19 protein-coding genes are annotated in these 23,930 nt (G+C 44.6%); 7 read left to right on the top strand and 12 right to left on the bottom strand.

Annotated features, from left to right (window positions below):
- Positions 1–11: 11 nt before the first annotated feature.
- The 10 genes from nuoH to rplU form a co-directional block, all read right to left on the bottom strand.
- Complete coding sequence (gene nuoH / locus AXE82_RS09980; protein ID WP_115304598.1) at positions 12–1,067, bottom strand: NADH-quinone oxidoreductase subunit NuoH; 1,056 nt, start codon at positions 1,065–1,067, stop codon at positions 12–14.
- Positions 1,067–4,069, bottom strand: coding sequence for an NADH-quinone oxidoreductase subunit NuoG (gene nuoG / locus AXE82_RS09975; RefSeq protein ID WP_062334279.1), 3,003 nt, complete (start codon positions 4,067–4,069; stop codon positions 1,067–1,069). The genes nuoH and nuoG overlap by 1 nt, the downstream gene beginning before the upstream one ends.
- A gap of 9 nt (positions 4,070–4,078) precedes the next feature.
- A complete protein-coding gene (nuoF, locus tag AXE82_RS09970) occupies positions 4,079–5,551 on the bottom strand; it encodes an NADH-quinone oxidoreductase subunit NuoF (protein ID WP_062334277.1) in 1,473 nt (490 codons plus the stop codon).
- Positions 5,548–6,057: an NADH-quinone oxidoreductase subunit NuoE gene (gene nuoE / locus AXE82_RS09965; RefSeq protein WP_007115470.1), complete on the bottom strand. Its 510-nt coding sequence runs from the start codon at positions 6,055–6,057 to the stop codon at positions 5,548–5,550. Before nuoE ends, nuoF begins: the two co-directional genes overlap by 4 nt.
- A gap of 13 nt (positions 6,058–6,070) precedes the next feature.
- The gene (gene nuoC, locus AXE82_RS09960) at positions 6,071–7,873 is read right to left on the bottom strand and encodes an NADH-quinone oxidoreductase subunit C/D (RefSeq protein WP_415622280.1); all 1,803 of its coding nucleotides are present in this window, start codon (positions 7,871–7,873) and stop codon (positions 6,071–6,073) included.
- A 144-nt stretch (positions 7,874–8,017) separates the two neighbouring features.
- Positions 8,018–8,680, bottom strand: coding sequence for a NuoB/complex I 20 kDa subunit family protein (locus tag AXE82_RS09955; RefSeq protein ID WP_062334271.1), 663 nt, complete (start codon positions 8,678–8,680; stop codon positions 8,018–8,020).
- A gap of 93 nt (positions 8,681–8,773) precedes the next feature.
- A complete protein-coding gene (gene ndhC, locus AXE82_RS09950; protein ID WP_062334268.1) occupies positions 8,774–9,301 on the bottom strand; it encodes an NADH-quinone oxidoreductase subunit A in 528 nt (175 codons plus the stop codon).
- A gap of 528 nt (positions 9,302–9,829) precedes the next feature.
- Complete coding sequence (gene lolA, locus AXE82_RS09945; RefSeq protein WP_062334266.1) at positions 9,830–10,519, bottom strand: outer membrane lipoprotein periplasmic chaperone LolA; 690 nt, start codon at positions 10,517–10,519, stop codon at positions 9,830–9,832.
- Between the two features lie 366 nt (positions 10,520–10,885).
- Complete coding sequence (gene rpmA, locus AXE82_RS09940; RefSeq protein ID WP_036591251.1) at positions 10,886–11,149, bottom strand: 50S ribosomal protein L27; 264 nt, start codon at positions 11,147–11,149, stop codon at positions 10,886–10,888.
- Positions 11,150–11,189: 40 nt separating this feature from the next.
- The gene (gene rplU, locus AXE82_RS09935; RefSeq protein ID WP_062334263.1) at positions 11,190–11,501 is read right to left on the bottom strand and encodes a 50S ribosomal protein L21; all 312 of its coding nucleotides are present in this window, start codon (positions 11,499–11,501) and stop codon (positions 11,190–11,192) included.
- A gap of 440 nt (positions 11,502–11,941) precedes the next feature.
- On the opposite strand from rplU, the gene AXE82_RS09930 reads away from it, so the two are divergent.
- Together AXE82_RS09930 and AXE82_RS09925 are read left to right on the top strand one after the other, a co-directional pair.
- Positions 11,942–12,862 (top strand): polyprenyl synthetase family protein, encoded by a 921-nt coding sequence (locus AXE82_RS09930; RefSeq protein ID WP_228140554.1) that lies wholly within the window; start codon positions 11,942–11,944, stop codon positions 12,860–12,862.
- 168 nt (positions 12,863–13,030) lie between these two features.
- Positions 13,031–14,116: an alpha/beta fold hydrolase gene (locus AXE82_RS09925; protein WP_062334257.1), complete on the top strand. Its 1,086-nt coding sequence runs from the start codon at positions 13,031–13,033 to the stop codon at positions 14,114–14,116.
- Between the two features lie 14 nt (positions 14,117–14,130).
- Here AXE82_RS09925 and AXE82_RS09920 read toward each other — a convergent pair whose 3' ends face one another.
- Entirely contained in the window at positions 14,131–14,709 is a 579-nt protein-coding gene (locus AXE82_RS09920) for a TetR/AcrR family transcriptional regulator (protein ID WP_062334254.1), read from the bottom strand.
- Between the two features lie 288 nt (positions 14,710–14,997).
- On the opposite strand from AXE82_RS09920, the gene AXE82_RS09915 reads away from it, so the two are divergent.
- The 3 genes from AXE82_RS09915 (at position 14,998) to AXE82_RS09905 (ending at position 21,312) form a co-directional block, all read left to right on the top strand.
- On the top strand, positions 14,998–16,383 hold the full coding sequence (locus tag AXE82_RS09915; RefSeq protein WP_197931427.1) for an efflux RND transporter periplasmic adaptor subunit: 1,386 nt from the start codon (positions 14,998–15,000) through the stop codon (positions 16,381–16,383).
- Between the two features lie 14 nt (positions 16,384–16,397).
- Positions 16,398–19,661, top strand: a complete 3,264-nt coding sequence (locus AXE82_RS09910) for an efflux RND transporter permease subunit (protein WP_062334251.1) — start codon at positions 16,398–16,400, stop codon at positions 19,659–19,661.
- Between the two features lie 76 nt (positions 19,662–19,737).
- Complete coding sequence (locus AXE82_RS09905) at positions 19,738–21,312, top strand: efflux transporter outer membrane subunit (RefSeq protein WP_227713356.1); 1,575 nt, start codon at positions 19,738–19,740, stop codon at positions 21,310–21,312.
- Between the two features lie 91 nt (positions 21,313–21,403).
- Here the strand turns inward: AXE82_RS09905 and AXE82_RS09900 are convergent, their stop codons facing one another.
- Positions 21,404–22,012, bottom strand: coding sequence for a thioesterase family protein (locus AXE82_RS09900; RefSeq protein ID WP_082741464.1), 609 nt, complete (start codon positions 22,010–22,012; stop codon positions 21,404–21,406).
- Positions 22,013–22,162: 150 nt separating this feature from the next.
- On the opposite strand from AXE82_RS09900, the gene hemB reads away from it, so the two are divergent.
- Positions 22,163–23,167, top strand: coding sequence for a porphobilinogen synthase (gene hemB, locus AXE82_RS09895; RefSeq protein WP_062334245.1), 1,005 nt, complete (start codon positions 22,163–22,165; stop codon positions 23,165–23,167).
- Between the two features lie 463 nt (positions 23,168–23,630).
- Complete coding sequence (locus tag AXE82_RS09890) at positions 23,631–23,843, top strand: hypothetical protein (RefSeq protein WP_062334242.1); 213 nt, start codon at positions 23,631–23,633, stop codon at positions 23,841–23,843.
- The last annotated feature ends 87 nt before the right edge of the window (positions 23,844–23,930 follow it).

Raw genomic sequence — 23,930 nt, 5'->3', positions numbered from 1 at the left:
TAATCTCCACCTTACCCTACACCATGGGTGCGCCATAATATGAAGGCCGCCGTCGCGAGTAAATTAATCAAGGTAATGGGTAGACAAATTTTCCAGCCAAAGTTCATTACTTGGTCATAACGTGGACGCATCAGCGCACCACGCGCTAATACAAACATGGTCATGAAAAATAGCGTTTTTAACATGAACCAAATAATCGGCGGGATAAAACTCAGTCCATCAAATAATGGTAACCAACCACCAAAGAATAAAATAGTAATCAGCGATGATACCAACACGATATTCACATACTCACCGACAAAGAACATACCAAATTTCATACCTGAGTATTCAACATGATAACCTTCTGCCAATTCTTGCTCTGCTTCTGGCTGGTCAAATGGGAAACGGTGGGTGACTGCCACACCTGCGACCATAAAGGTTAAAAACCCTAAAATTTGACCAAACACATTCCAGTGCCAAAAACCACCCGCTTGTGAGTATACGATATCGCGTAAGTTAAATGACCCTGCCAACGCCACCACACCCATTAGCGATAATCCGAGAAAGACTTCATAACTAATGGTTTGGGCAGCAGAACGTAGACCACCGAGCAAGGCATATTTATTGGCTGATGCCCAACCACCAAACATCACCGCATAAACCGCCAACCCTGCCATCGCAAAAAAGAACAAAATACCGATGCTCCAGTCTGCACCACCGAGTGATGGCGTAACTGGCACAATGATATAAGCGGCTAAAGCGGTAAACAATGAAATCGCAGGCGCCAAGATAAAGATAAATTTATCGGCAAATTTGGGGGTCCAGTCTTCTTTAAAGAAGATTTTGACCATATCCGCGGCAACTTGTAGCGAACCTTGCCAACCCACACGGTTTGGACCATAACGGTCTTGCCACAGTGCCAACATGCGACGTTCATAAGGAATCATCAACGCGGCAAAAATCACCACCGCCAAGAAAATAACAATTGATTGCACTGCCAAAAATACAATTGACCAAGCTTCAGGGGACATTACCCCACCCAGCCATGCAGGTAAATCGGGCATCTGTCTAACAGAATAATCCATTATACCCCCTCCCCTGGAGTTACTTGAGCTGTCACAACACCATTATTAGCTGGTGATACCGCTTGGGTGACAGTGTTGGTAGTTGCTGATTTTACAATACTGATGTCCGTATAGGGCTGCGCAAGCAGGGCTTCTAATTCACCCGCCTGACCCACAGGATAGCCCACACAGCTTTCAGCTAAGTAATCGACAAGCTGCACAGGTAATGTGGTCGCTACACCCTTCACTGTGACCGTTAACATATCACCTGATTGCAGCTGCCATTTATTCGCATCATCCGTTGATACACTAAAAGCAGCTGGCATCAATTGTGACGCGACCACTTCACTACGGGCGGTTAATTCATCACTAGCAAAAATATTATACACCGGCACTAGCTGGGTGGAACCTCGTTGGCTAGCTGCCGCAGGCGCAATATACTCACGTTTTGGCAATGCGGTTAACGCATCAAAAATACGCACCCCTGGATCGCCATGTTTTAGATGACCACCCACTTTATCTTGGTATTTATTCCAAGCTTGCGGTGAGTTCCAACCTGGAGACCAAGCAAATGGAATCAGTGATGAATCCGTTTGGGTACCTACATAACCTTCTTGGGAGAAGGTCAGGGCTGTATCGATATCTTTTGGCTGCTCTGGCTCATGCACAGAAATCGGCGCCCGCATCGCTGTACGACCGGAATAACGGCGTGGCTCACGCGCGACTTTTAGACCAGTAATACGGTAATCGGCTGATGGCGCTGCTTGTCTGATTGCGGCTAATTGTGGATTGGTGTCTGCGACTGCAGTAATCACATCATCAAGCTGCGTCCAGTCAATCGCACGGCCATTGAGCTCAGACTCTATTGCATGCAACCAACGCCAGCTTTCTTTCACCATACTTTGCGGGCGATAGTAAACAGGATCATAAACTTGGAAGAAACGCTGTGCACGACCTTCTGCTGAGATTAGTGTACCGTCCGCTTCTGCAAAGGTTGCTACAGGCACTATCACATCAGCCTGGTTATGCCATTGGTAAGCTTCATGATCAAGTACAATCAGTGATTTGTTGATTAGCAATTGGTTCATTTGCTCCGCAGTTAGGCGGCGGCTGATGTCATTTTCCATGACAATCACCACATCGGCATCATCACCTAATTCATCAATCGCTTTACCACCGAGTAAGTTGACACCTATACTATTGGCAGCAGGTACTGACAAGTATAAACCGGCTTTTTGTTGATAGCCTTTGGTTGGGTTCATACGGCTTGGGCGTTTAACTTGCTTGGCTTGTTCAGCAAATGCCGCTTCATCCATCTCTTGTTTGAGCTTAGCTTGCTCTGCATCGATTTTGGCAATTTCTGCATCCACTTGGATGTTGTGGGCATCAACCACGCCTTTTTCATAGATGACCACTTCACCGCGTTTTTGCTCAGCGATATTGGCAATTTGTGCCGCCGCTTCTATGATGGCGGTGTGGTACAGTGACGAGCCTGAGATAATAAGGGGTTTGGTTGCTTTAAGCAGCGTCTGCGCGATATGTTTAGCAAATGCTTGCATATCAGCATTATCGTCTTCATCGACGACCAAATCTTTTGGTAATTGTGAGGTAGCCAACGTTTTCATGTGCTCAGCAATGCTAAAGCCTAGTTCAGCGATATCGCTTGGGGTAGCAACGCAGCTTACTTTGGCGATATCATCAAGGCGCGTATCTTTGACATCCACAATAAAGATTGGGCTATAGTCTTTTTGACCGATACGAGCCACAGGCTCTGCCAAGAAATCTGGCGTTTTTAGCGCATCTGCCATTTGTTTGGCACGATTTTTTGCCGCTTGACGTACTGCCAGTGCAATACGTGGACTGGTTTGGGTAATATCTTCACCCAAAATCAATACCGCATCATAATCCTCAATCTCACGCATGCTTGGATTATGAATATTTTCTGTGGTCAACACATCGATACATTTTTGTACCACGGTTTTTTCTTGACTGGTAATACCAATGCTAAAATTTTCGGCACCGACTAAGCGTTTGAGCGCATGGTTTGATTCAAGGCTGGCAACAGGTGAACCAATACCGATGGCTTTTTTGCCTTGCAACCGGTTTTTGATGGCATCGATAGTATGGTCAATGCTTAGATTGGTTTGTTTACCATTGATACGCTCTACCGCTAAGATCGGACGGTCAGCACGATTGACATAGCCATAGCCGAAACGACCACGGTCACACAGGAAGTAAGCATTGACTTCCCCATTAAAACGGTTTTCGATACGGCGCAATTCACCATAGCGCTCACCCGCTGAGATATTACAACCTGCCGAACAGCCATGACAAATGCTTGGGGCATATTGCATGTCCCATTTACGATTGTAGCGATCCGAGTGAGTTTTGTCAGTAAATACCCCAGTTGGACAAACTTCGGTAAGGTTACCTGAAAATTCACTTTCAAACTGACCGTCTTTATCACGACCAAAGTACACACGGCTTGCTGATGCGTAAACCCCTAAATCTTCACCACCTGCGTAGTCTTTGTAATAACGTACGCAGCGATAACAGGCGATACAGCGGTTCATTTCATGATTGATAAATGGACCCAAATCTTGGTTTTGGTGGGTACGTTTAGTAAAGCGGTATTTACGATGATTGTGACCTGACATGTAGGTAATATCTTGCAAGTGACAATGACCGCCCTCTTCACAGGTTGGACAGTCATGGGGGTGGTTAGTCATTAAGAACTCAACCAAGCTTTTACGGAAGTTTTTCACTTCTGCATCAGTCACTGAGATCCACATGTCTGGTGTCGGGTTGACCATACACGACATGACCAAACGACCACGACCGGCTTCATAATCTTCTTTGTTATTATATTGCTTGACGGCACACTGGCGGCAAGAACCCACCGAGCCCAATGCAGGGTGATAACAAAAATAAGGGATATCGATGCCAAGCGATAAACAAGCTTGTAGCAAGTTATCGGCACCATCAACTTCGACGTCTTGACCGTCTATATGAATAATTGCCATGCTAATTCCTTACACTGATTGCCCATTGGTGGCCTTAACCGGTTGATACACTTCAACTTTTTCGCTGTTTGCGAATGAAGGCACGCCCGTTGGGGACAATTGTTCTTCAGGCGCCACATTGTTACCAATTTTAGCTTCAAATTCTGGTAAAAAGTATTTTAACGCACTTTGTAATGGCTCAACCGCACCCGGTGCGTGGGCGCAGAAGGTTTTACCTAACCACAAATCTTTGGTCAATTGGCGCAATACGTCAATATCGACAGGTTGACCATTGCCTGTATCGATGGCATGCAAGGTTTTGACTCCCCATGGCAACCCATCACGGCAAGGCGTACACCAACCGCAGGATTCACGGGCAAAGAATTTTTGCAAATTGAGCGACAGTGACACCATATCTTGCGATTCATCTACCACCATAATCAAGCAGGTACCTAAACGGCTACCTGCTTTCATGATGGGTTCAAAGTCCATTGGCAGGTCTAAATGCTCGTCACTGGCGGTTAAAAAGTCAGTTGACGCACCGCCTGGCAACCAAGCTTTTAATTTACGGCCGTCTTTCATGCCTTTGGCATAATCAAAAATAATTTCGCGAGCTGTGGTACCAAATGGCAGTTCCCATAGACCAGGCTCATTGACTAGACCTGAACAACCCATGATTTTGGTGCCGGGGTTTTCTGATTTGCCTTGTGCCAAGCCTTTATACCATTCTACGCCATGTAGCATGATGCCCGGCATGTTGTTTAAAGACTCGACGTTATTGACCACAGTGGGACGACCCCATGCCCCTGATACTTGTGGGAAGGGTGGCTTAGTACGTGGATTGGCACGGCGACCCTCAAGCGAGTTAATGAGCGCAGTTTCTTCACCACAGATATAACGACCTGCACCGGTATGCACATGTATATCAAAGCTATAGCCTGAACCTAGAATATTATCACCCAAATAACCTTTGGCACGGCATTCATCCAATGCGTTATTCAAGCGTTTGGCGGCTTCAATGTACTCACCACGGATAAAAATATACCCTGCGGTTGCACCAATGGCATAACCTGAGATAATCATCCCTTCAATCAGCTGAAATGGTAGGCGCTCCATCAATAGACGGTCTTTAAACGTGCCTGGCTCCATCTCATCTGCGTTACAAATCAAGTAACGGGGTCCGCCATCGGGTGGCGTCATAAAGGTCCATTTAAGACCTGCATTAAAGCCTGCACCACCACGTCCACGCACGTTGGCATCTTTAATCATGTTGCCCACTTCTTTGGCAGATTTAGCCAAGGCATTTTTTAGACCTTCAAACCCTTTTAGGCTTTCATAGGTTGCCAAATCTAGCACTGAATCATAATGCGCCAAACGCCAAGTCAGCGGCTTGGTCTCACTGGTGGCTGTCGCTTTATCACCATAAATAGGAATGCTTTGCTCGCCTAATTGACTGGGTGATTTGCCAATTTTTCGATTATTAATTTGACGGGTTATATTCATGCGTATTGCTCCAGCAATTCAGCAATCTCTTCAATTTGGACAGGACCGTAGGTATCTTCATCAATCAAAACCGCTGGACCTTTATCACAGTTGCCCAAACAACAAATAGGTAATAAGGTAAAACGATTGTCTGGGGTGGTTTGACCAAAACTAATGCCTAAAGTGCGCTCAAAAGCTTGACCTAAATTCTCTGCACCTACCAGATAACAACCAATTGAGTCACAGACCAAAATCACATGACGACCAACCGGTGAGCGGTAGATACGGTTATAAAATGTTGCAACCCCTTCCACATCGGTGACTGGGATTTTTAAGATATTAGCAATCGCGTTGACTTGTGCATCATCCACCCAGCCATTACGGCGTTGGACAATTTTTAGCGCATCAAGGGATGCCGCGCGGCTTTGTGGGTAATGATGCATAAATTCATGAATGTCGTGAATTTCTGCTTCGGTTAGAATGCTTGCGACATCCACCTTTGGGGTTTTATCAGTTACAATCTTCATCGGTGGTTTTCTCCTAACGGTCAACGTCTGCCATAACAACGTCAATTGACGCTAGATAAATAATTAAGTCAGAAACCAAGCTACCATTAATGACTGACGGCATTTGCTGTAAATGCGCAAAGGTCGGTGTACGAATACGGGTACGGTAACTCATGGTTGAGCGATCAGACGTAATATAATAGTTGGTAATGCCTTTCACTGCTTCCACCATAAAGGAGGACTCGCCTTCTGGCATGACAGGACCCCACGATACTGAAATAAAGTGGTTAATCAGGGTCTCAATGTCATTTAAGGTGCGGTCTTTGGGTGGTGGGACAGCCAGTGGGTGATCGGCTTTGTATGCCCCCATTGGCATGTTGTTAAGACATTGCTCAATGATACGCAGTGACTGACGAATCTCTTCAATTTTGACCAAACAGCGGTCATACGCATCGCCATTAAACTCAATTGGCACTTCAAAATCAAAATTTTCATAGCCAAGATAAGGACGCGCTTTACGCACATCGTAAGGGATACCTGTGGCACGTAGACCATGACCTGATACGCCCCAAGCCAGTGCAGATTTAGCATCGTATTGGGCAACGTTTTGGGTACGCAGTTGTAGCACCTTGTTTTTCATGGTGGCTTTGACGTATTCATCGATACGTTTTGGCATCCAATCTAAGAATTCACGAACCAGTTTGTGCCAGCCGTTTGGCAAGTCCATCGCGGTACCGCCGATACGAAACCACGCTGGGTGCATACGATAACCGGTTACCGCTTCAATCACATCATACGCTTTTTGACGGTCGGCGAACATATAAAATACTGGCGTCATACCGCCCGCATCTTGAATAAAGGTACCCCAGTACAGCAAATTATTGGTGATACGGAAGAACTCACTCATCATGATACGAATGGTATTCGCGCGGTCTGGTACCGTAATACCTGCCAATTTTTCCACTGACATGAGGTACGGTAATTCATTCATCACCCCCCCAAGATAATCGATACGGTCAGTGTAAGGAATGAATGAATGCCAAGTTTGACGTTCGGCGATTTTTTCAGCGCCGCGATGGTGATAACCAATGTCTGGGATACAGTCGATGACTTCCTCACCGTCTAGCTGAAGCACAACGCGAAATGCACCGTGTGCCGAAGGATGGTTAGGACCCAAGTTTAGGAACATAAAGTCTTCGTCACGGCCACTACGTTTCATGCCCCACTCTTCGGGGACAAATCGTAGGTTCTCCTGCTCAAACATCTGCTTGCCTTTATCGAGATAATAAGGCGGTACTTCAGTTGCACGAGAGGCGTATTCTTTACGCAGTGGATGACCTTCCCAGTATTTTGGCAATAAAATACGGGTTAAATGGGGGTGACCATCAAAGGTAATGCCAAACATATCCCACGCTTCGCGCTCATACCAGTTGGCATTGGGCCAAATGCGGGTTGCCGTTGGGATGTGTAAATCAGCTTCTTTGAGCGCCACTTTGATACGGATATCCGTGTTGCGCTCTAACGACATTAGATGATAGAACACGGTGAAATCACTGTCAGGTAAGGCATTGCCATCCCTATCTTTACGATGTTGGCGTAAGCGCTCATCAATCGCTGAGATATCCAGTAACATCACATAAGGCTGTGGCAAGGTGCGAAGGTACAGGAGTACTTCGATGACCTGTTCACGGCTGACCCAAATAGTGGGAAAAGCGTCAAAGGTTTTTTGTACAACAAACTGCCCCTCAAACTTGCGATTTAATTCCGCAATCACTGCTGGGACATCAGTTTGTGCTTGATTATCAGTTACCGTTACCATGAGTGGCACTTTCCTCATTCACAATTATTAAGAAGGTAGTGGAATACCTTTTTTGTTTTGAACGCAATTCGATAAGCTTTTACTTAGCGAAAATTCATCCTAAATCTATCCAAAGACTTGCTCTAGCAATCATCAATCTCTAGCATTAATCAATCTCTAGCATTACTCAATGTTATCTGGGCTGCGTAGATTTTTGACCGCGATGCGCTCGGCTTGTTTACGGTCACGTTCTGGCTGCATGACAGGTTGGTAGATACCTTGGTCATTGACATGAATACCGAGTGGACGACGTTCTTTAGTAATCGATTCTTGCAGCAGCATGATGGCTTGAATCAAGGCTTCTGGACGTGGGGGGCAACCAGGGATATACACATCAACGGGAATGATTTTATCAACGCCTTGCACCACTGAATACACATCGTACATACCGCCTGAATTGGCACAGGCACCCATTGAGATAACCCATTTAGGCTCAAGCATTTGCTCATAGAGACGCTGAATAACAGGCGCCATCTTCATAAAGCAAGTACCTGCCACAATCATCACATCAGCTTGGCGCGGTGACGCACGAATAACCTCAGCGCCAAAGCGCGACAAGTCATGCACGCCTGTTAATGTCGTTGCGTATTCTACATAGCAGCACGAGGTACCAAAGTTAAATGGCCACAATGAATGCTTACGACCCCAGTTTGCAAGGCTATGGGTCAAATCTTCTAATCGCGTCATGACGACGTTTTTATTGACTTCCGCTTCGTCAATAATTTGACGGGTTTGGGCTGGAAATCTGTCGGCATCTGGATTGGCTTTGGTTAATGTATATTTCATAATGCTCGATCACCTTGATTTTTAAAGCAGGATTTCGCTCTACGTCACTACAAATGCAAAAGACCTTGCAACATAGATTGCAAAGTCGGTTTATTATTTTATCGCGTTATTGTTTTGGTTCATTGCGCCAGACAACTGGGCAGGGATTTTACCAGTCGGATCAACTTCTAACTCTTCAACACCATTAAAGCGGGTAATATCCGCCAGATTAAAGCCCGCAGGCGCAGCAGCCAAACGTTTTGGTTTTGGCTTTTTGTCTGCAGGTGACCAGTTAAGCGCCCCTAGTTTGAGCAGATAATATAGACCGATTAACAACTCTACCACAAATAGCACAGCGGTCCAAAATCCCAGCCAACCTGCTTCTCTGACCGATACCGCATAGGTATATAGGTATAATGCTTCTAAGTCAAAGATAACAAAGAAAATGGCGACGATATAGAATTTTGCAGATAAACGGATTCTGGCAGAACCAGCACTGACCACACCCGACTCGAAATTTTCTTGCTTTTGAAAGCCTTTAGAAGTACCACCTAACAATCTTGGCACAACAAGCATGAAAATACAAAGTCCTATGGCTGCCAAAATAAATACAATTGCAGACCAATCAATGACTGGAATCATGAGGATACTCCTGGGCAATACGACTAACCGTTACGTAGGTTAAGCACTTCAAGTTGGGACGATATTTTTGATACTTCCACCAAGCCCTTCTGGCTTAAGCGTAATATCACAAAGACGATGGCAGATAACGTCTTAAGAACTATTTTCCTTAAGATTACCTCGTACCAGCTAACAAGCTGCCCCGCTGCACATCCATTGACCATTATTGTAATCGGTGAGTGATTGGCTAGTTACTAAACAGGCTAGTCAAATATATTGCTAAAACCACGATGAAAACCTAATATAAAGTAGCATTACATCACTTTATAAAAATGCGTATTTTAACAAAAGTAACTATATATTGCTGTTAACTGGCTAAAACACAGATAGTTTACTCATTTTATGTAAAAAATGCTAGTAGCAGGCTTCAATCTTCCGGTAATTAACCGTTAATTAAATAGCAACACTTTAGCAAAAAAACCCTGCCATAAGCAGGGTTTGTCAGCCAAAAATCATTTAAACAATTCATTGAATGAAATAGTTAACTACTTATTGGTTAATCACATCAACGCCTTTAGGTGGTGTGAAGCTAAATTGATTACTGGCAATTGAAGCATTGCGTTTCACATTGGAGAATCGAATAGTGGTGGTTTGTCCCAAATTATCATTTAATACCATCATCACAGGATTACCGCTATTAAAAGCGATGCCTAAGCTTTTAAAGTTGGCATTGCCACTTTTTGGGTAGAGCACATAATAATTTTTTGAGGCAATCGGCTGGGTCACATTAAAACTATTGGCGATTTTGCTTGGGTCACCTGACAAAATCAGTGCTGGGGTATCCCCTACTTGATTGCTCACGCTTTGCTTGGTCGCTTGATTTAAGTCTTTATCGTACACCCAAAGCGTATTGCCATTGGCAACAATCAGTTGCGACGCTGTACCATCAATCTGCCAACGAAACTGGTTTGGACGTTGCACCGCCATAGTACCTGAGAAATTCTTTGATGCTTTACTTAAGCCCTTGCCACCCGTGCCAGAGGTGGTTTGACTAAAATTGGCTGTCATGCTTTTGACATTTTTAAGTAGGTTGTTTAAGTTTTTTGCCGCAGTTGCTGAATTGGCTACAGCGGCATTGGCTGATTGCATGGCGACTGTCATCGGCATACTGGTAATCAATAGTGCTGATAATGTAGCCTTGGCTAATTTATTGATAATTTTATTGGTAGATGTTGTCATAGTAGGTTCCTCATTCAATAAAAATTGTTAAAAGTTTATAAAAAGTATTCAAAAATAATATTAGCCCAACAGGCTAATCAATAAATTAAAAATTAACAAGTTAAGCTAAATTCGCTGACAGATATTGTCGCTAAATTTTTCTTACCCTACTAGACGCCCCATGCAATGATTGTTGTTGAAGTTGTAACAAATGTAACAATAGCTGAGCGATAAGAAAGTTTTGACTATGTACTGGTTTGGCACTGGCTTGGTAATACCAAGCCATTGAAGACTATCTAAAAATCGTTAAGATGCTTGACTACCAACAATAAAAAACCCAATAAGTGCGACTTATTGGGTTAATTTGTTTAACAACAAGCTGAGTGATTATTCAGCTGCGCCTTCAACAAATACGTAGCGACGATTGAATTTACCTTTAACGGCAAATTTTACCACGCCGTCAGTTAAAGCAAATAATGTATGGTCACGACCCATACCTACACCTTCACCTGCGTGAAATTCTGTACCACGTTGACGTACAATGATGTTACCAGCAACAACTTGTTGACCGCCAAAGATTTTTACGCCAAGCATTTTTGGGTTTGAATCACGACCGTTACGGGTAGAACCTGCGGCTTTTTTATGTGCCATGTCGATGTCTCCTAGAGATTAATGTGTTTGAAATAGTCAATTAAGCAGTGATTGCTTTGATTTTTAACAAAGTATACCATTGACGGTGACCTTGTTCTTTATGATAGTGTTTACGACGTTTGTGTTTGACAATACGTACTTTCTCGCCACGACCATGTTCTACTACTTCAGCTTCGACCACTGCACCGGCAACCACAGGTTGACCAATTTTGATATCGCTGCCATCAACGACCATTAAAACGTCTTCAATTTTGATGGTATCGCCTTTTTCAGCTTTTAGTAATTCAACTTTTAAAAATTCATCTTGAACGACGCGATGTTGTTTACCACCACTTTTGATTACTGCATACATCTTGGTTGCTCCAATAAACCCGTACACCGTGGCTACCAAGGGCGATAACACTTCTACGACGGATACACAGGGAAATATAAGGTCGCGATTTTAACGTTTTTAGTGTTTAAAATCAAGTAAAACTTCACGGATGCGGGTGCGATTTTGGCTGATAAATTATTGCGCATTTCTCAACGCCATGGACGCCCAGTAATACAAGTCGCCAATAAAAATACAGAGCAATAACTTACACAAAAAACGGCAGTATGGTATGATTTTGCCGACTTTCACCACACGCCAAATTTCACGAATTTTCACTCCAAGCTTTGAGCCAACCTATGCTAGACAATGAACAATTAAATCCTACATCCACTGCTATCAATGCGGTTACCAAAGACAGTAACAGCACGCCTGTCACCTATCAGCAGATTCAATCTATTATCGCTGACGATTTCGAGATTATGGACAAGCAGGTGTATGGCAGTCTAAGCTCAAAAGTCAAACTGGTCATGTCGGTGAGTCAGCATGTCATCAACGCAGGTGGCAAGCGTATGCGCCCGCTTATTTCGCTACTTTGCTCACGTATTTGTAACGATCAGCCCTCACAAGCTGCCATGCATCTGGGCGCAATCACTGAAATGCTGCATACCGCAACGTTAGTACATGATGATGTGATTGATGCGTCAGGTATGCGCCGTGGTAAGCCGACCGCGAATGCAACGTGGGATAATGCAACGGCTGTATTGGTGGGTGACTATCTGATTGCCCGTTCATTTAATCTTTTGGTGGGTTTTGGCTCGTTGCCGTTATTGCAGTTATTCTCAGATGGCACTTGTGATATCGCTGAAGGGGAAGTATTGCAGCTACAACATCAGCATGACCCCAAAGCCACCGAAGCTGATTATATGAAAATCATTGACGGTAAAACCTCTCGGCTATTTATGATGGCAAGTCAAGGCGTGGCTATTTTGGAAAATCGCCCTGAATACAATGACGCCTTCGCCAAATTTGGTCAGCACTTTGGTAATGCCTTCCAAATCATTGATGACGTGCTCGATTTTGTCGGTGATAGTGAGGTGCTCGGCAAAAACGTGGGTGATGATATCGCTGAAGGCAAGCCCACCTTGCCGCTGATTAAAGCGCTTGAAATGACCACGGGTGATACGCATGAAAAATTACGGATTGCCATTCAGACAGGGGAAGTGCAAGACACAGGCGAGATTATTGAGATTGTCAAAACCAGTGGTGCACTGGCGTATTGTCGTGACAAAGCAATGCAAGAAAGCGAGATTGCTAGACAAGCCGTACTGACCTTACCAGATTCACGATACCGTCAAGGTTTACTCGATTTGATGACGCTTGCCAGCCAACGGCTTTATTAATTTTTAATCAGGGCTGGGTGGTAATCAGTTTGATGTCCAATTCGATGCGTGGTAAACCATACGTCATTAAATCGTCATACAAGTTTGCTAATTTTTTGATAGCTTTTTGATTAATAGTTTTATGATTGATGGCTTTTTGATTGTTAGCTTTTTAATTATGGATGCTGTATGTCTGATGCTATGCCCACTTTATTACCAGATATCAAACAACAACTTATCAAAGAAAAAACCAAAGAAATTCAAGCGCAATCGGTATTAGACACCCTTCAATCACCTGCCACCCCCAACATTAAATTCCGACCTTCCAAACACGCGGAGTTTATGCAGGCCGCCAAGGTGCATACCCCAAAGTATAAATTCTACGTTGAAGTCGGTGGCGACCCTACCCACCCTACCATCGTACTGATTATGGGCTTAGGCGCGCAAAGCTTGGTATGGCCCAATGAATTTTGCTATGCGTTAATCAATGCTGGATTTCGGGTGGTGCGATTTGACAATCGCGACATAGGCAAATCCAGCAAACTTAAGCACAAAAAACTAACTCCTGCTCATGATTCGCCCATTTATAAAGCCAAATTACTGGGCAGATTCGGACTGGGTTTACCGCTTAAAAACCTGCAAACTCCGTATGATTTGTACGATATGGCAGAAGATGCCTATCAACTGCTCAAAATGTTGGGTATCAAAAAATACTTTGTGATTGGTCAATCAATGGGCGGTATGATTGCGCAAATCATGGCGGTGCGTTATCCACACCAAGTAGAAAAATTGGGACTATTATCCACCAGTAACAATCGACCCTTTTCGCGCCCACCCGCCATTGAAGCCATCAGGGCCTTTACCCAGCCACTACCCAAAAGCCAAGATACTGACGCATTGACCCAGCAGTTCGTGCAGACCATCAAGACCATCGCCAGCCCCGATTACTTTGATGAACAAGCGGCGTTCAGCAAAGCTAAAAAACTATTTAAACGGCGTTTTTACCCAAAAGGTACGCAGCGGCAGTTACTGGCGATTTTGGCGACGGGGTCACTGGTCGATATTGACAAACAAATCCACCAGCCCACCCTCATCATTCATGGCAAACAAGACAAACTCATTCCATTTAGTCATGCCTATTCGCTTGCCAAGCACATTGCGCACAGTCAATTGATACTCATTGATGAGCTCGGTCACGATATGCCACTTGCGCTCATAGAAAAACTGGCAAGCCAGTTTATCGCGCATTTTAGTTACAATGCGCCAATCAATTGATTGTGATGCGAAAATTAACTCATTGTGATGATAAGCATTTGCTCCCATTCAACCTTTAAATCGGCTGGGATTGGCAAATCTTTTTCAAAATAGTATTTAAAACTTGCCATAAAGATAGTTGCCATCATGGTGGCTTGGTAATCAATCGCCTCCGCCGTTAAATAATCTGTCGCCTTTTGTTTTTTAGCCAGTTCAATAAAGTTTTGTTTACCCATCAAAAACATATCATGATAAAGATTGTGGTGTTGGGTGCGGATTTTCCACAGGGCAAGCATCTCTTGGCGGCGTTCAAAGAGCTTTTGTGAATGGTTTTCCATAATCATTTGCAGCATTTGACTATCGGCATTGAGCCTGTCTTGAAATAGCTGGCTGACTTCCTGCTTGAAATCATCAATCATCTGCCCTGCCAAATCACCCTTACCACTGTAGTATTTATAAAAAGTAGCACGATTGACTTTGGCGCGCTCCAAAATTGCTTGGATAGCGATATCGTTGTACTCCTGCTCGGACAACAATATAATAAAGGCTTCACGGATGGCTTTATGGGTTTTGACAACACGTAAATCAGGTGACTTGTTACGACTTAAAGTCATGGGGAAATGTTTCCTTATTAAAAAAATCTATCAATGGCTTTGAAATTTTAAAATTTTTATGTATACAAATAGGCAATAATTGTTGCTTAAACACTTACTTTGTTTAATATTGTTGGTTTCCCAATTACAGATTTTTTTTTAAAATAACCGCTGCCGATCACTAGGTAGTAATGTAGCTATCCTTTAGTCATCCTAATGTTTTGTGTCTTATTGTAAATATTGCGACAACAATGTCGCATTTATTTTATAATATTTTTTCAAAGATTCCCTATTTTTTATGAGGTTGGTATGAGATACCCAGTGTGGTTCATGGTGTCATTAGCGAGTTGTAGCTTATTAATCGGGTGTAATAAGTCAGACACAGCTGCCCAGCAACAAAGTGGCGGCGGTGCAGCAGGTGCACAGGCGCAAATGCCACCCACGATAGTCAATGTAAAACCTGTAACATTCCAAACGATTCCACTTACCAAAGAGTTATCAGGTAAAGTTGTCGCCTATCAAGAAGCCACCGTTAAGCCGCAAGTATCAGGTATTATTGAGCGCCAGTTGTTTCGTGAAGGCACTTTTGTCAAACAAAATCAGCCGTTATATCAAATCAATAATGATAGCTACTCCAGTGCACTTGCCGCTAGTCGCGCAAGCCTTGACCAAAGCCTTGCTAATGTCAATACCGCAAAAGCCAACTATAATGACGCCTTAGCGCGGCTAGAAACCCGCCAAGCCGAACTTGCGCTGGCTCAAACCAATTTAAACCGTCTAAAACAGCTACGTGGTACTGAAGCTATCTCCAGTCAAGAATATGACCAAGGGGCAACCGCCGTGCGTACCGCTCAAGCAGCGGTTAAAAATGCGCAGGCGCAAGTCGGGGTGGCACAAGCCAATATTGATGCCGCCCAAGCAGCGGCTCGCGGCGCACAGCAATCAGTCAATAGCAATCAGCTCACCGTGAGCCGTACTGTGGTTAAAGCGCCTATCAGTGGTATCACCAGTCGCTCAAATGTCAATGTCGGTGCGCTTGTCACTGCGGACACGACGCAGATGGTAACCGTCTCGCAACTCAATCCAATTTATGTCGATATCAGTCAATCATCCGCCGAGTTATTGGCGCTTCGTCAGCAATTTGCGGCTGGTAAACTTAGCACACCGCGTACCACACAGGTTCAGTTAGAGCTCGCCGATGGCTCAACCTACCCGATGGTGGGGCAACTTCGCTTTGAAGAAGCTAAAGTGGATAGTACCACAGGCACGGTCAATCTGCGCGCGGTATTTAGCAATGATAACTTTGTGCTGTTGCCAGGGATGATGGTGAATGCCCAGTTGATTCAAGGTATTATCAACAATGCTGTATTATTGCCACAAAGTGCCATTAATCGTACAGCCAAAGGTGAATCAACCGTGTATGTGGTTGACGCCAATAATAAAATCCAAGTACGCCCAGTTACGGTTCAAGGTACCCACCAAGGTCAATGGATTGTCACTAGCGGTCTAAAACAAGGTGAGCAAGTGGTGATGGTGGGCGGCGCCAAAGTCAAACCAGATCAACAAGTCAAAGCCATGCCATATGTGGCGTCTACATCAGCCTCAACCGCAGTGCCGACCAATGCTTCTACCACGACGACCACCAAAACGACCGTAACAAATAGCTCAACTACCGCCAAAACTGCGCAACCATAAGCACGGGAGATATCATGTCACGTTTTTTTATTGATAGACCCATCTTTGCTTGGGTGATTGCCATGCTCATCATGCTGATGGGTATCTTGGCACTTTTTAAATTACCGATTGAGCAGTACCCACGTATTGCCCCACCTACCATTAGTATCTCAGCAACCTACCCAGGTGCCTCTGCCCAAACCATTGAGGACTCTGTCACGCAGGTGATTGAGCAAAAAATGAAAGGGCTTGATGGATTGATGTATATGTCCTCAAGTTCATCATCAAGTGGGTCTGCGCAAATTACCTTAACCTTTGAAAATGGTACAGATCCTGATACAGCGCAAGTCCAAGTCCAAAACAAACTGCAATCTGCCATGAGTTCGCTGCCAGAGATGGTGCAGCGCATGGGGGTCAACGTCAATAAGTCCACGAGTGGCTTCTTGATGGTACTGGCTATGACATCCGAAGATGGCAGTATGGATCGTGCCGATATTGCCGATTATCTCAACTCCAACGTGGTCGACCAGCTCAGCCGTGTCGATGGTGTCGGTAACGTCAACGTGTTTGGCTCTGCGTATGCCATGCGTATTTGGTTAGACCCTGAAAAACTTCGTACCTATGGGTTAATACCCTCGGATATCACCAGCGCAATTCAAGCGCAAAACGCGCAAGTATCAGCCGGTCAGCTAGGACAAATGCCGACTGACGAAGCCCGTCAAGTCATTAATGCCACCGTGACTGTGCAAAGTTACTTACAAACCCCAGAGCAATTTCGTAATATTTTACTTAAAAGTAATACAAATGGCGCGAAAATTCGCTTGGGCGATGTCGCCAAAGTGGAAATTGGTAGTGAAAGCTACAGCGAAATTGCCCGCTACAATGGCAAGGATGCGGCAGGTATCGGTATCTCACTGTCATCTGGCGCCAATGCTTTGAGCACACGTAACGCCGTAGAAGCCAAACTTAAAGAGCTTGAACCTAATTTTCCTGCGGGCTTAAAAGCCTCGGTTGCCTATGACACCACGCCGTTTGTACGTTTGTCGATTGAGGAAGTAGTCAGAACACTTGCTGAAGCGATTGCGCTGGTATTCTTAGTGATGTTTTTGTTTTTACAAAGCTGGCGCGCAACGATTATTCCTACGTTGGCAGTACCTGTGGTACTACTAGGTACGTTTGGTATTTTGTACGCATTTGGCTATAGCATCAATGTGTTGACGCTGTTTGCCATGGTATTATCAATCGGTCTATTAGTCGACGACGCGATTGTCGTGGTGGAAAACGTTGAGCGTTTGCTGGAAGAAAATCCAGACATGACGCCACTGGAAGCCACCCGTGAATCGATGCGCGAAATCAGTAAAGTGGTGATTGGTATTGCCTTGATTTTGTCGGCGGTATTTTTACCGATGGCATTCTTTGGCGGCTCAACTGGGGTGATTTATCGCCAGTTCTCAGTGACACTCATCAGCAGTATGGTACTATCCGCCTTAGTTGCCTTGATTTTCACCCCTGCCCTATGTGCGACTATCCTCAAACGCACTAAAGCCCATGACAAACACAGCGGGCATCAGACCGGTTTCTTTGGCGCATTTAACCGTATGTTTATGCGTCTTAGTAAAGGCTATGAAAAATTTGTGGGTCGCAGTATCAAAATGCGCTGGCTGTATATGATTCCTTATGCGTTGGTGATTGTGGCATTGGTGTTCTTATTTACCCGTATTCCAAGTTCATTTATTCCCGAAGAAGACCAAGGTGTGCTGTTGACATTGGTGCAACTGCCTGCCGGTAGTACCCAAAATCAAACGCAAGCGGTTATCGAAAAGGTCAACGCCTATTATAAAACCCAAGAAAAAGACCTTGTGCAGTCTGTATTTACGGTCAATGGCTTTAGTTTTGCCGGTCAAGGGCAAAACATGGGATTGGCATTTGTGCGCTTAAAAGATTGGGATGAGCGCCCTGGTAAAGAAAATACCGCACAATCGATTGCCAAACGCGCCATGGGTTATTTTATGACCCAAGTCAATGAAGCCCAAGTATATGCCATTTCACCGCCTGCTATTCAAGGTTTGGGTACGGCAACGGGTTTTGATCTGCAGCTACAAGACTCAGGCAACTTAGGTCACGAAGGCTTATTGCAAGCCCGTAACATGCTACTGGGCATGGCGGCGCAAAATAAACAAGTCAGTGGCGTGCGTCCAAATGGACAAGAAGATTCACCCCAATACAAAGTCAACGTCAATTATGATTCTGCTGCGGCTATGGGTGTCGCGCCGAGCGTGATTAATAGTGTTCTTAGTACCGCTTGGGGTGGTAGCTACGTCAATGACTTTATGGATCGTGGTCGTATCAAAAAAGTGTATATGCAAGGTGAAGCTGAGAGCCGTACCACCCCAGAGGACATCAACAAATGGTATGTACGTAACAGTGACAATCAGATGGTTCCGTTTAGCTCATTTGCTACCGGTGAATGGCAGTATGGCTCGCCGACCCTTACGCGTTACAACAGTTTGTCATCAATGAACTTGCAAGGTAACGCAGCGCCGGGACTTAGTACCGGTCAAGCGATGGCAGCAATGGAGCAAATGATTGCCAAACTGCCAAAAGGCATCAGTTACGAATGGACAGGTTTATCCTTAGAAGAGAAAAAATCTGGCGCCCAAGCACCCATGCTGTACGCCATTTCGATTTTAGTGGTGTTCTTATGTTTAGCTGCACTGTATGAAAGCTGGTCCATTCCCTTTGCAGTGCTACTTGTTGTGCCACTTGGGGTATTAGGTGCTGCACTGTTTACGGGTTTACGTGGGCTTTCAAACGATATTTATTTGCAAGTGGGTCTGCTGACCGTTGTGGGTTTATCAGCCAAAAATGCGATTTTGATTATTGAATTTGCCAAAGAACGACAAGATTTGGGACATAATCTATATGACTCGGTTACGGTCGCTGCTCGCCAACGCTTACGCCCGATTATTATGACATCATTGGCGTTTGGTATTGGCGTGGTACCCTTATTCTTGGCAACAGGCGCAGGCTCAGGTAGCCAAAATGCGATTGGTACGAGTGTGTTAGGCGGTGTGGTCAGTGCAACTATCCTAGGGGTGTTCTTTATCCCAATGTTCTATGTGTGGATACGCTCACTGATTAAAGGTAACAAACCGCATGACCCCAATGACGGCAATAATGGTGACTTACAACCCGTATCACCTTACTCACCTAATGCCGCTGAACCTGTCGCTGTCACTCAGCCAACACAGGTGAGCCTCTATAAGCCTGATGGCGGTTCACCATCAAACCATCAATAAGACATAAATGGGTAAACATTTTACCCATTTAATCTTTTACAATAACAAACACATTATGTTGATACAGGTAAGTTATATGGATTCTACCTTTCGCCTAGTACCCCTGACCGCTATAGTAGCCACCCTACTATCGCTCAGCGCTTGTCAAACCATTCCAAAAGCCAAAACTGAGCCTGTCGTAGCACAGCCGCATATCGCAATTAATCAGCCTTATGAAACCTATGACAGTCAGACCGTCAGCGGCACCAGTCAGCCGAGTATCGCGGCTCAGCGTTGGCAGGATTTTTATAGCGATGCCAAGCTAAAACAACTGATTCAATTGGGGTTAGACAACAACAAAGACATCAGTGCCACGATTTTGGCGATTCAAAAAGCCCGCGCGCAGTATCAAATTCAAGACATCGCAGATGTGCCTACTATCAATTCATCTGCCAATGTAAATCGTGCAGGTGATTTTAAGGGCAATGCTGCCAACACTTATAATGTTGGACTAGCCATGTCAAGTTACGAGTTTGACTTTTGGGGACGTATTGCTAGCCTCAAAGATGCCGCCTTACAAAACTATCTTGCCACCACTGCTGCCAAAGATGCCGCGCAAATTAGCTTGATTAGTAACATTGCACAAAGCTATGTGGCATACAGCTATAGTCTGGCACAACTGCAACTTGCCAAACAAACCTTAGCCACGCGCCAAGATTCACTTCGCATTAACCAGCTGCGTTTTAAAGCAGGTCTTGATTCGCAGCTAAGTAGCGTACAAGCACAAGCGGCGGTTGAAGCTGCCAAAGTGGCTATCGCCCAAGCACAAACCAATTTGTTGACCAACCAAAATGCCTTACGCTACCTAGTAGGCGCCCCTGTGGATAATAGCCTGCTACCCGCTGCGGGCATTAGTAGCATCACCAATAATCGTATTTTTGGCACGGGCTTACCCAGTGATTTGTTATTGTATCGTCCTGATTTGCGTCAAGCGGAATATAACTTAAAAGCCGCAGGGGCAAATATTAACGCCGCGCGCGCTGCGTTTTATCCAACCATTAGCCTATCAGGCAATGTGGGTGCTGCCAGTTCAAGCTTAGGCGATTTGTTTAAAACAGGCGCATTTAGCTGGGGTTTTGGACCGAGCGTGAGCTTACCGATTTTTGATGCAGGTCTACGTAAAGCCAACTACCAAGTGAGTGAAATCGAGCAACAACAAGCGCTAAATACTTATGAAAAAGCGATTCAAACCGCTTTTAAAGAAGTCAATGACGTATTTGCCAATCGCGCAACATTAAATCAGCAGTTGACCGCGTACAACCAGTCGCTCGCTGCCAACCAAAAATACTATCAAATTGTTCAAGCCCGCTTCAAAGCAGGTTTAGACAATTATTTGGGCGTATTAGATGCGCAGCGTTCGATTTATAGCAGCCAACAAAATATCCTAAATACCAAGCAGTCGCAATTACTCAGTCAAATTCAGCTATACCAAGTTTTAGGTGGCGGGGTGAGTCGCGATGTGCCGCTTGACACACCCATAGAAAAACATACAAATTTCAGCACCAAGTTGTCACAGGTTGCCAACAATGCCCAGCAAAAAATTACTGATGTAGCCCATCAGCCTGCCCAAGTGACTACTAAAACCACCACTACAACCACCGTTCAACCCTAATACATTAGAGCTCACGCCTTCTTAGATTAGGTATAAGCTGTTATAGTAAAAAACCCACATCACTGTGGGTTTTTTACTATGAATGGCTGCTTTAAAACGCATAACTGGCGATGCCATGCGCGATGAGTTTTCCTTCATCATTGACCAACATCATCCGCGTGGTGCAGCCTTTGCGTCCCATACGAATCACTTCGGCTGTGACCATAAACTCATGACCGCGCCCAGGGGCTAGATAATCAACACGCAAATCGACGGTTGCCATGCGTTTGATTTTTTTGGTCTGCTCTTCAAATGTGCCTTGGTCACGACGATAGATTTCAAGCATCCCTTCAAGCCCGCCTATGGTATCTAATAGCGTCGCCGTCATACCGCCATGCAAAATCTCAAAATTTGGATTGCCGATGAGGGCGGGATTGGACTTGACCTTACCATATACTTTGCCATCTTCATAATGATAGGTAGTAAAGGTATGCGCCACAAACGGGCTTTGCGACATGATGTTAGCGAGCTGCTGCCCTAGCACATCAATACTAGGTTTGCTGATGGCGTGATGCTCACTGTCTTCATTGAGCTGCAGTTGCGACTCGTTTGCCAAATCAGAATGCTCGTCATTTTCTTTAGACGTCGTGTCAGTCATATTAGTGCTGTCAGTCGATGACTGAGCGGCTAATTGATTGGCATTTACAGGGTTTAAACTCACGGTGCCCTCCATGCGTAAGTAGATTGTGGTAAGATAGCTTTTTAAAAAATTATCATTCTAGCAAATTTTGCTTATTTAGCCTTATACAATTTCTGCGTTACTTGATAACGTTACTTGATAATAAGCTTCACTCGATAATAAGAGGTCTTCATGAGTTATATTTTTAACCGTTCATTCCCCAATACTCGCTTACGTCGCCTACGTTACAACGATAATATCCGCGCCATGGTGCAAGAAACCAGCATTGAACCCAAGCATCTGATTGCGCCCGTGTTTGTCATTGAGGGTAAACAGCAGCGCCAAGCCGTAGCAAGCATGCCAGGCGTTGAGCGTTTGAGCGTGGACTTGCTAATCGAGTATGCTAAGCAATTACTTAGTCTCGGCGTGACCACCATTGATTTATTCCCTGTCATTAGCCCAAGCCTTAAATCGCTACAGGCTGAACACGCCTATGATGAGAACGGCCTTGCCTGCACTGCTATCAAAGCGATTAAAGATGCTGTGCCAGAGATGGTGGTGATGACTGATGTGGCACTCGACCCCTATACCACCCATGGTCAAGACGGTATTGTCGATGACAATGGCTACGTGCTCAATGACATCACCGTTGACATCCTCGCCAAACAAGCCCTGAGCCATGCCCGTGCAGGCGCGGATATCATCTCACCAAGCGATATGATGGATGGTCGTATTGCCGCGCTACGCCAAGCGTTGGATGGAGAAAATTTCATTAATACCGCCATTATGGCGTATTCTGCCAAATACGCGTCTGCGTATTATGGACCGTTTCGTGATGCCGTTGGCAGTGCAGGCAACCTTAAAGGCGGACACAAAAAACAATACCAAATGGATTTTGGTAATCGCGCCGAAGCCCTGCATGAAGTCGCCCTCGACATCCAAGAAGGCGCGGACATGGTCATGGTAAAACCAGGTCAACCTTACCTTGATTTGGTACGCGAGGTCAAAGACACGTTTGGCGTACCGACTTATGCGTATCAAGTATCAGGTGAATATGCCATGCACATGGCAGCGATACAAAACGGCTGGTTAAGCGAGGACGTTATTTTGGAATCGCTGTTAGGGTTTCGCCGTGCAGGTGCCGACGGTATCTTAACTTATTTTGCAATGACAGCAGCCCAAAAGCTCAATCAATAACGTTCTAAAGTTTGATTAAAACTAAAGGCGACACTGGTTTTTACATCAGTGTCGCCTTTTTTGTGATGTTACACTCGTTAACTTAAAGCCATCGAGCGCGCTAACAAGCGTGATAAAAAGTTACTTAATGTCATAGACACTAACAAATCTGCTAACTTTTATTATTTTTTTACCCATTTATTTACTAAATAGAAACTTAGTTTATCCCTCAATTTCATGCACAATAAGTTAAAGTAAAAAAGCTAAAGCAAAAATACACACTCTTATTTACCCCTATTGGCTAAGCTTACTAATTTTGGCTTACTAATTTTGGACGAGCCTTTTTTGGCGTCATTTTTAGCGTTTTGCAATAATTGATTACTTTTTGGCATTATATTTTTGAAAAAAATAAGCAGATAATGGGGTTAATAACAAATAAAAGACGAGAGTGGTATCTGTTAGCTAATTAATCGAGGATAAGATGATGAGTAATGCACCAATTTCTAATAGTTCGATTGCTAATAGCCCAATTAAAAACGCCATGATGGCAGTGGCTATGATGTTATTTTTGGCACTCAGCTTTAAACTTTCTGCTAATTTGACAACAGATACTCAGCCATCAATAAGTCCGACTGATGCGGTTGTTAGTACCTTAAATCAGCCGAGCCAACAGGTGGTATTTTCTACCCATAATTAATACATTGTTATCAATTCAATTAACAGAAAATTAAATCAACAGAAGATGCGATCCCGCATCTTTTTTTTATGGCAGTCATTGACGACC

This window comes from Moraxella osloensis (genome assembly GCF_001553955.1).
GTDB lineage: Bacteria > Pseudomonadota > Gammaproteobacteria > Pseudomonadales > Moraxellaceae > Faucicola > Faucicola osloensis.
Note: the sequence above shows the minus strand (reverse complement) of the source record. Positions and strands in the feature narration are given on the sequence as shown.

What these genes read in the sequence shown, in the direction of transcription:
- nuoH (WP_115304598.1), bottom strand. Translation starts at nt 1,067, where the DNA reads ATGGATTATTCTGTTAGACAGATGCCCGATTTACCTGCATGGCTGGGT.
- nuoG (WP_062334279.1), bottom strand. Translation starts at nt 4,069, where the DNA reads ATGGCAATTATTCATATAGACGGTCAAGACGTCGAAGTTGATGGTGCC.
- nuoF (WP_062334277.1), bottom strand. Translation starts at nt 5,551, where the DNA reads ATGAATATAACCCGTCAAATTAATAATCGAAAAATTGGCAAATCACCC.
- nuoE (WP_007115470.1), bottom strand. Translation starts at nt 6,057, where the DNA reads ATGAAGATTGTAACTGATAAAACCCCAAAGGTGGATGTCGCAAGCATT.
- nuoC (WP_415622280.1), bottom strand. Translation starts at nt 7,873, where the DNA reads ATGAGGAAAGTGCCACTCATGGTAACGGTAACTGATAATCAAGCACAA.
- AXE82_RS09955 (WP_062334271.1), bottom strand. Translation starts at nt 8,680, where the DNA reads ATGAAATATACATTAACCAAAGCCAATCCAGATGCCGACAGATTTCCA.
- ndhC (WP_062334268.1), bottom strand. Translation starts at nt 9,301, where the DNA reads ATGATTCCAGTCATTGATTGGTCTGCAATTGTATTTATTTTGGCAGCC.
- lolA (WP_062334266.1), bottom strand. Translation starts at nt 10,519, where the DNA reads ATGACAACATCTACCAATAAAATTATCAATAAATTAGCCAAGGCTACA.
- rpmA (WP_036591251.1), bottom strand. Translation starts at nt 11,149, where the DNA reads ATGGCACATAAAAAAGCCGCAGGTTCTACCCGTAACGGTCGTGATTCA.
- rplU (WP_062334263.1), bottom strand. Translation starts at nt 11,501, where the DNA reads ATGTATGCAGTAATCAAAAGTGGTGGTAAACAACATCGCGTCGTTCAA.
- AXE82_RS09930 (WP_228140554.1), top strand. Translation starts at nt 11,942, where the DNA reads ATGGACAAGCAGGTGTATGGCAGTCTAAGCTCAAAAGTCAAACTGGTC.
- AXE82_RS09925 (WP_062334257.1), top strand. Translation starts at nt 13,031, where the DNA reads ATGTCTGATGCTATGCCCACTTTATTACCAGATATCAAACAACAACTT.
- AXE82_RS09920 (WP_062334254.1), bottom strand. Translation starts at nt 14,709, where the DNA reads ATGACTTTAAGTCGTAACAAGTCACCTGATTTACGTGTTGTCAAAACC.
- AXE82_RS09915 (WP_197931427.1), top strand. Translation starts at nt 14,998, where the DNA reads ATGAGATACCCAGTGTGGTTCATGGTGTCATTAGCGAGTTGTAGCTTA.
- AXE82_RS09910 (WP_062334251.1), top strand. Translation starts at nt 16,398, where the DNA reads ATGTCACGTTTTTTTATTGATAGACCCATCTTTGCTTGGGTGATTGCC.
- AXE82_RS09905 (WP_227713356.1), top strand. Translation starts at nt 19,738, where the DNA reads ATGGATTCTACCTTTCGCCTAGTACCCCTGACCGCTATAGTAGCCACC.
- hemB (WP_062334245.1), top strand. Translation starts at nt 22,163, where the DNA reads ATGAGTTATATTTTTAACCGTTCATTCCCCAATACTCGCTTACGTCGC.
- AXE82_RS09890 (WP_062334242.1), top strand. Translation starts at nt 23,631, where the DNA reads ATGAGTAATGCACCAATTTCTAATAGTTCGATTGCTAATAGCCCAATT.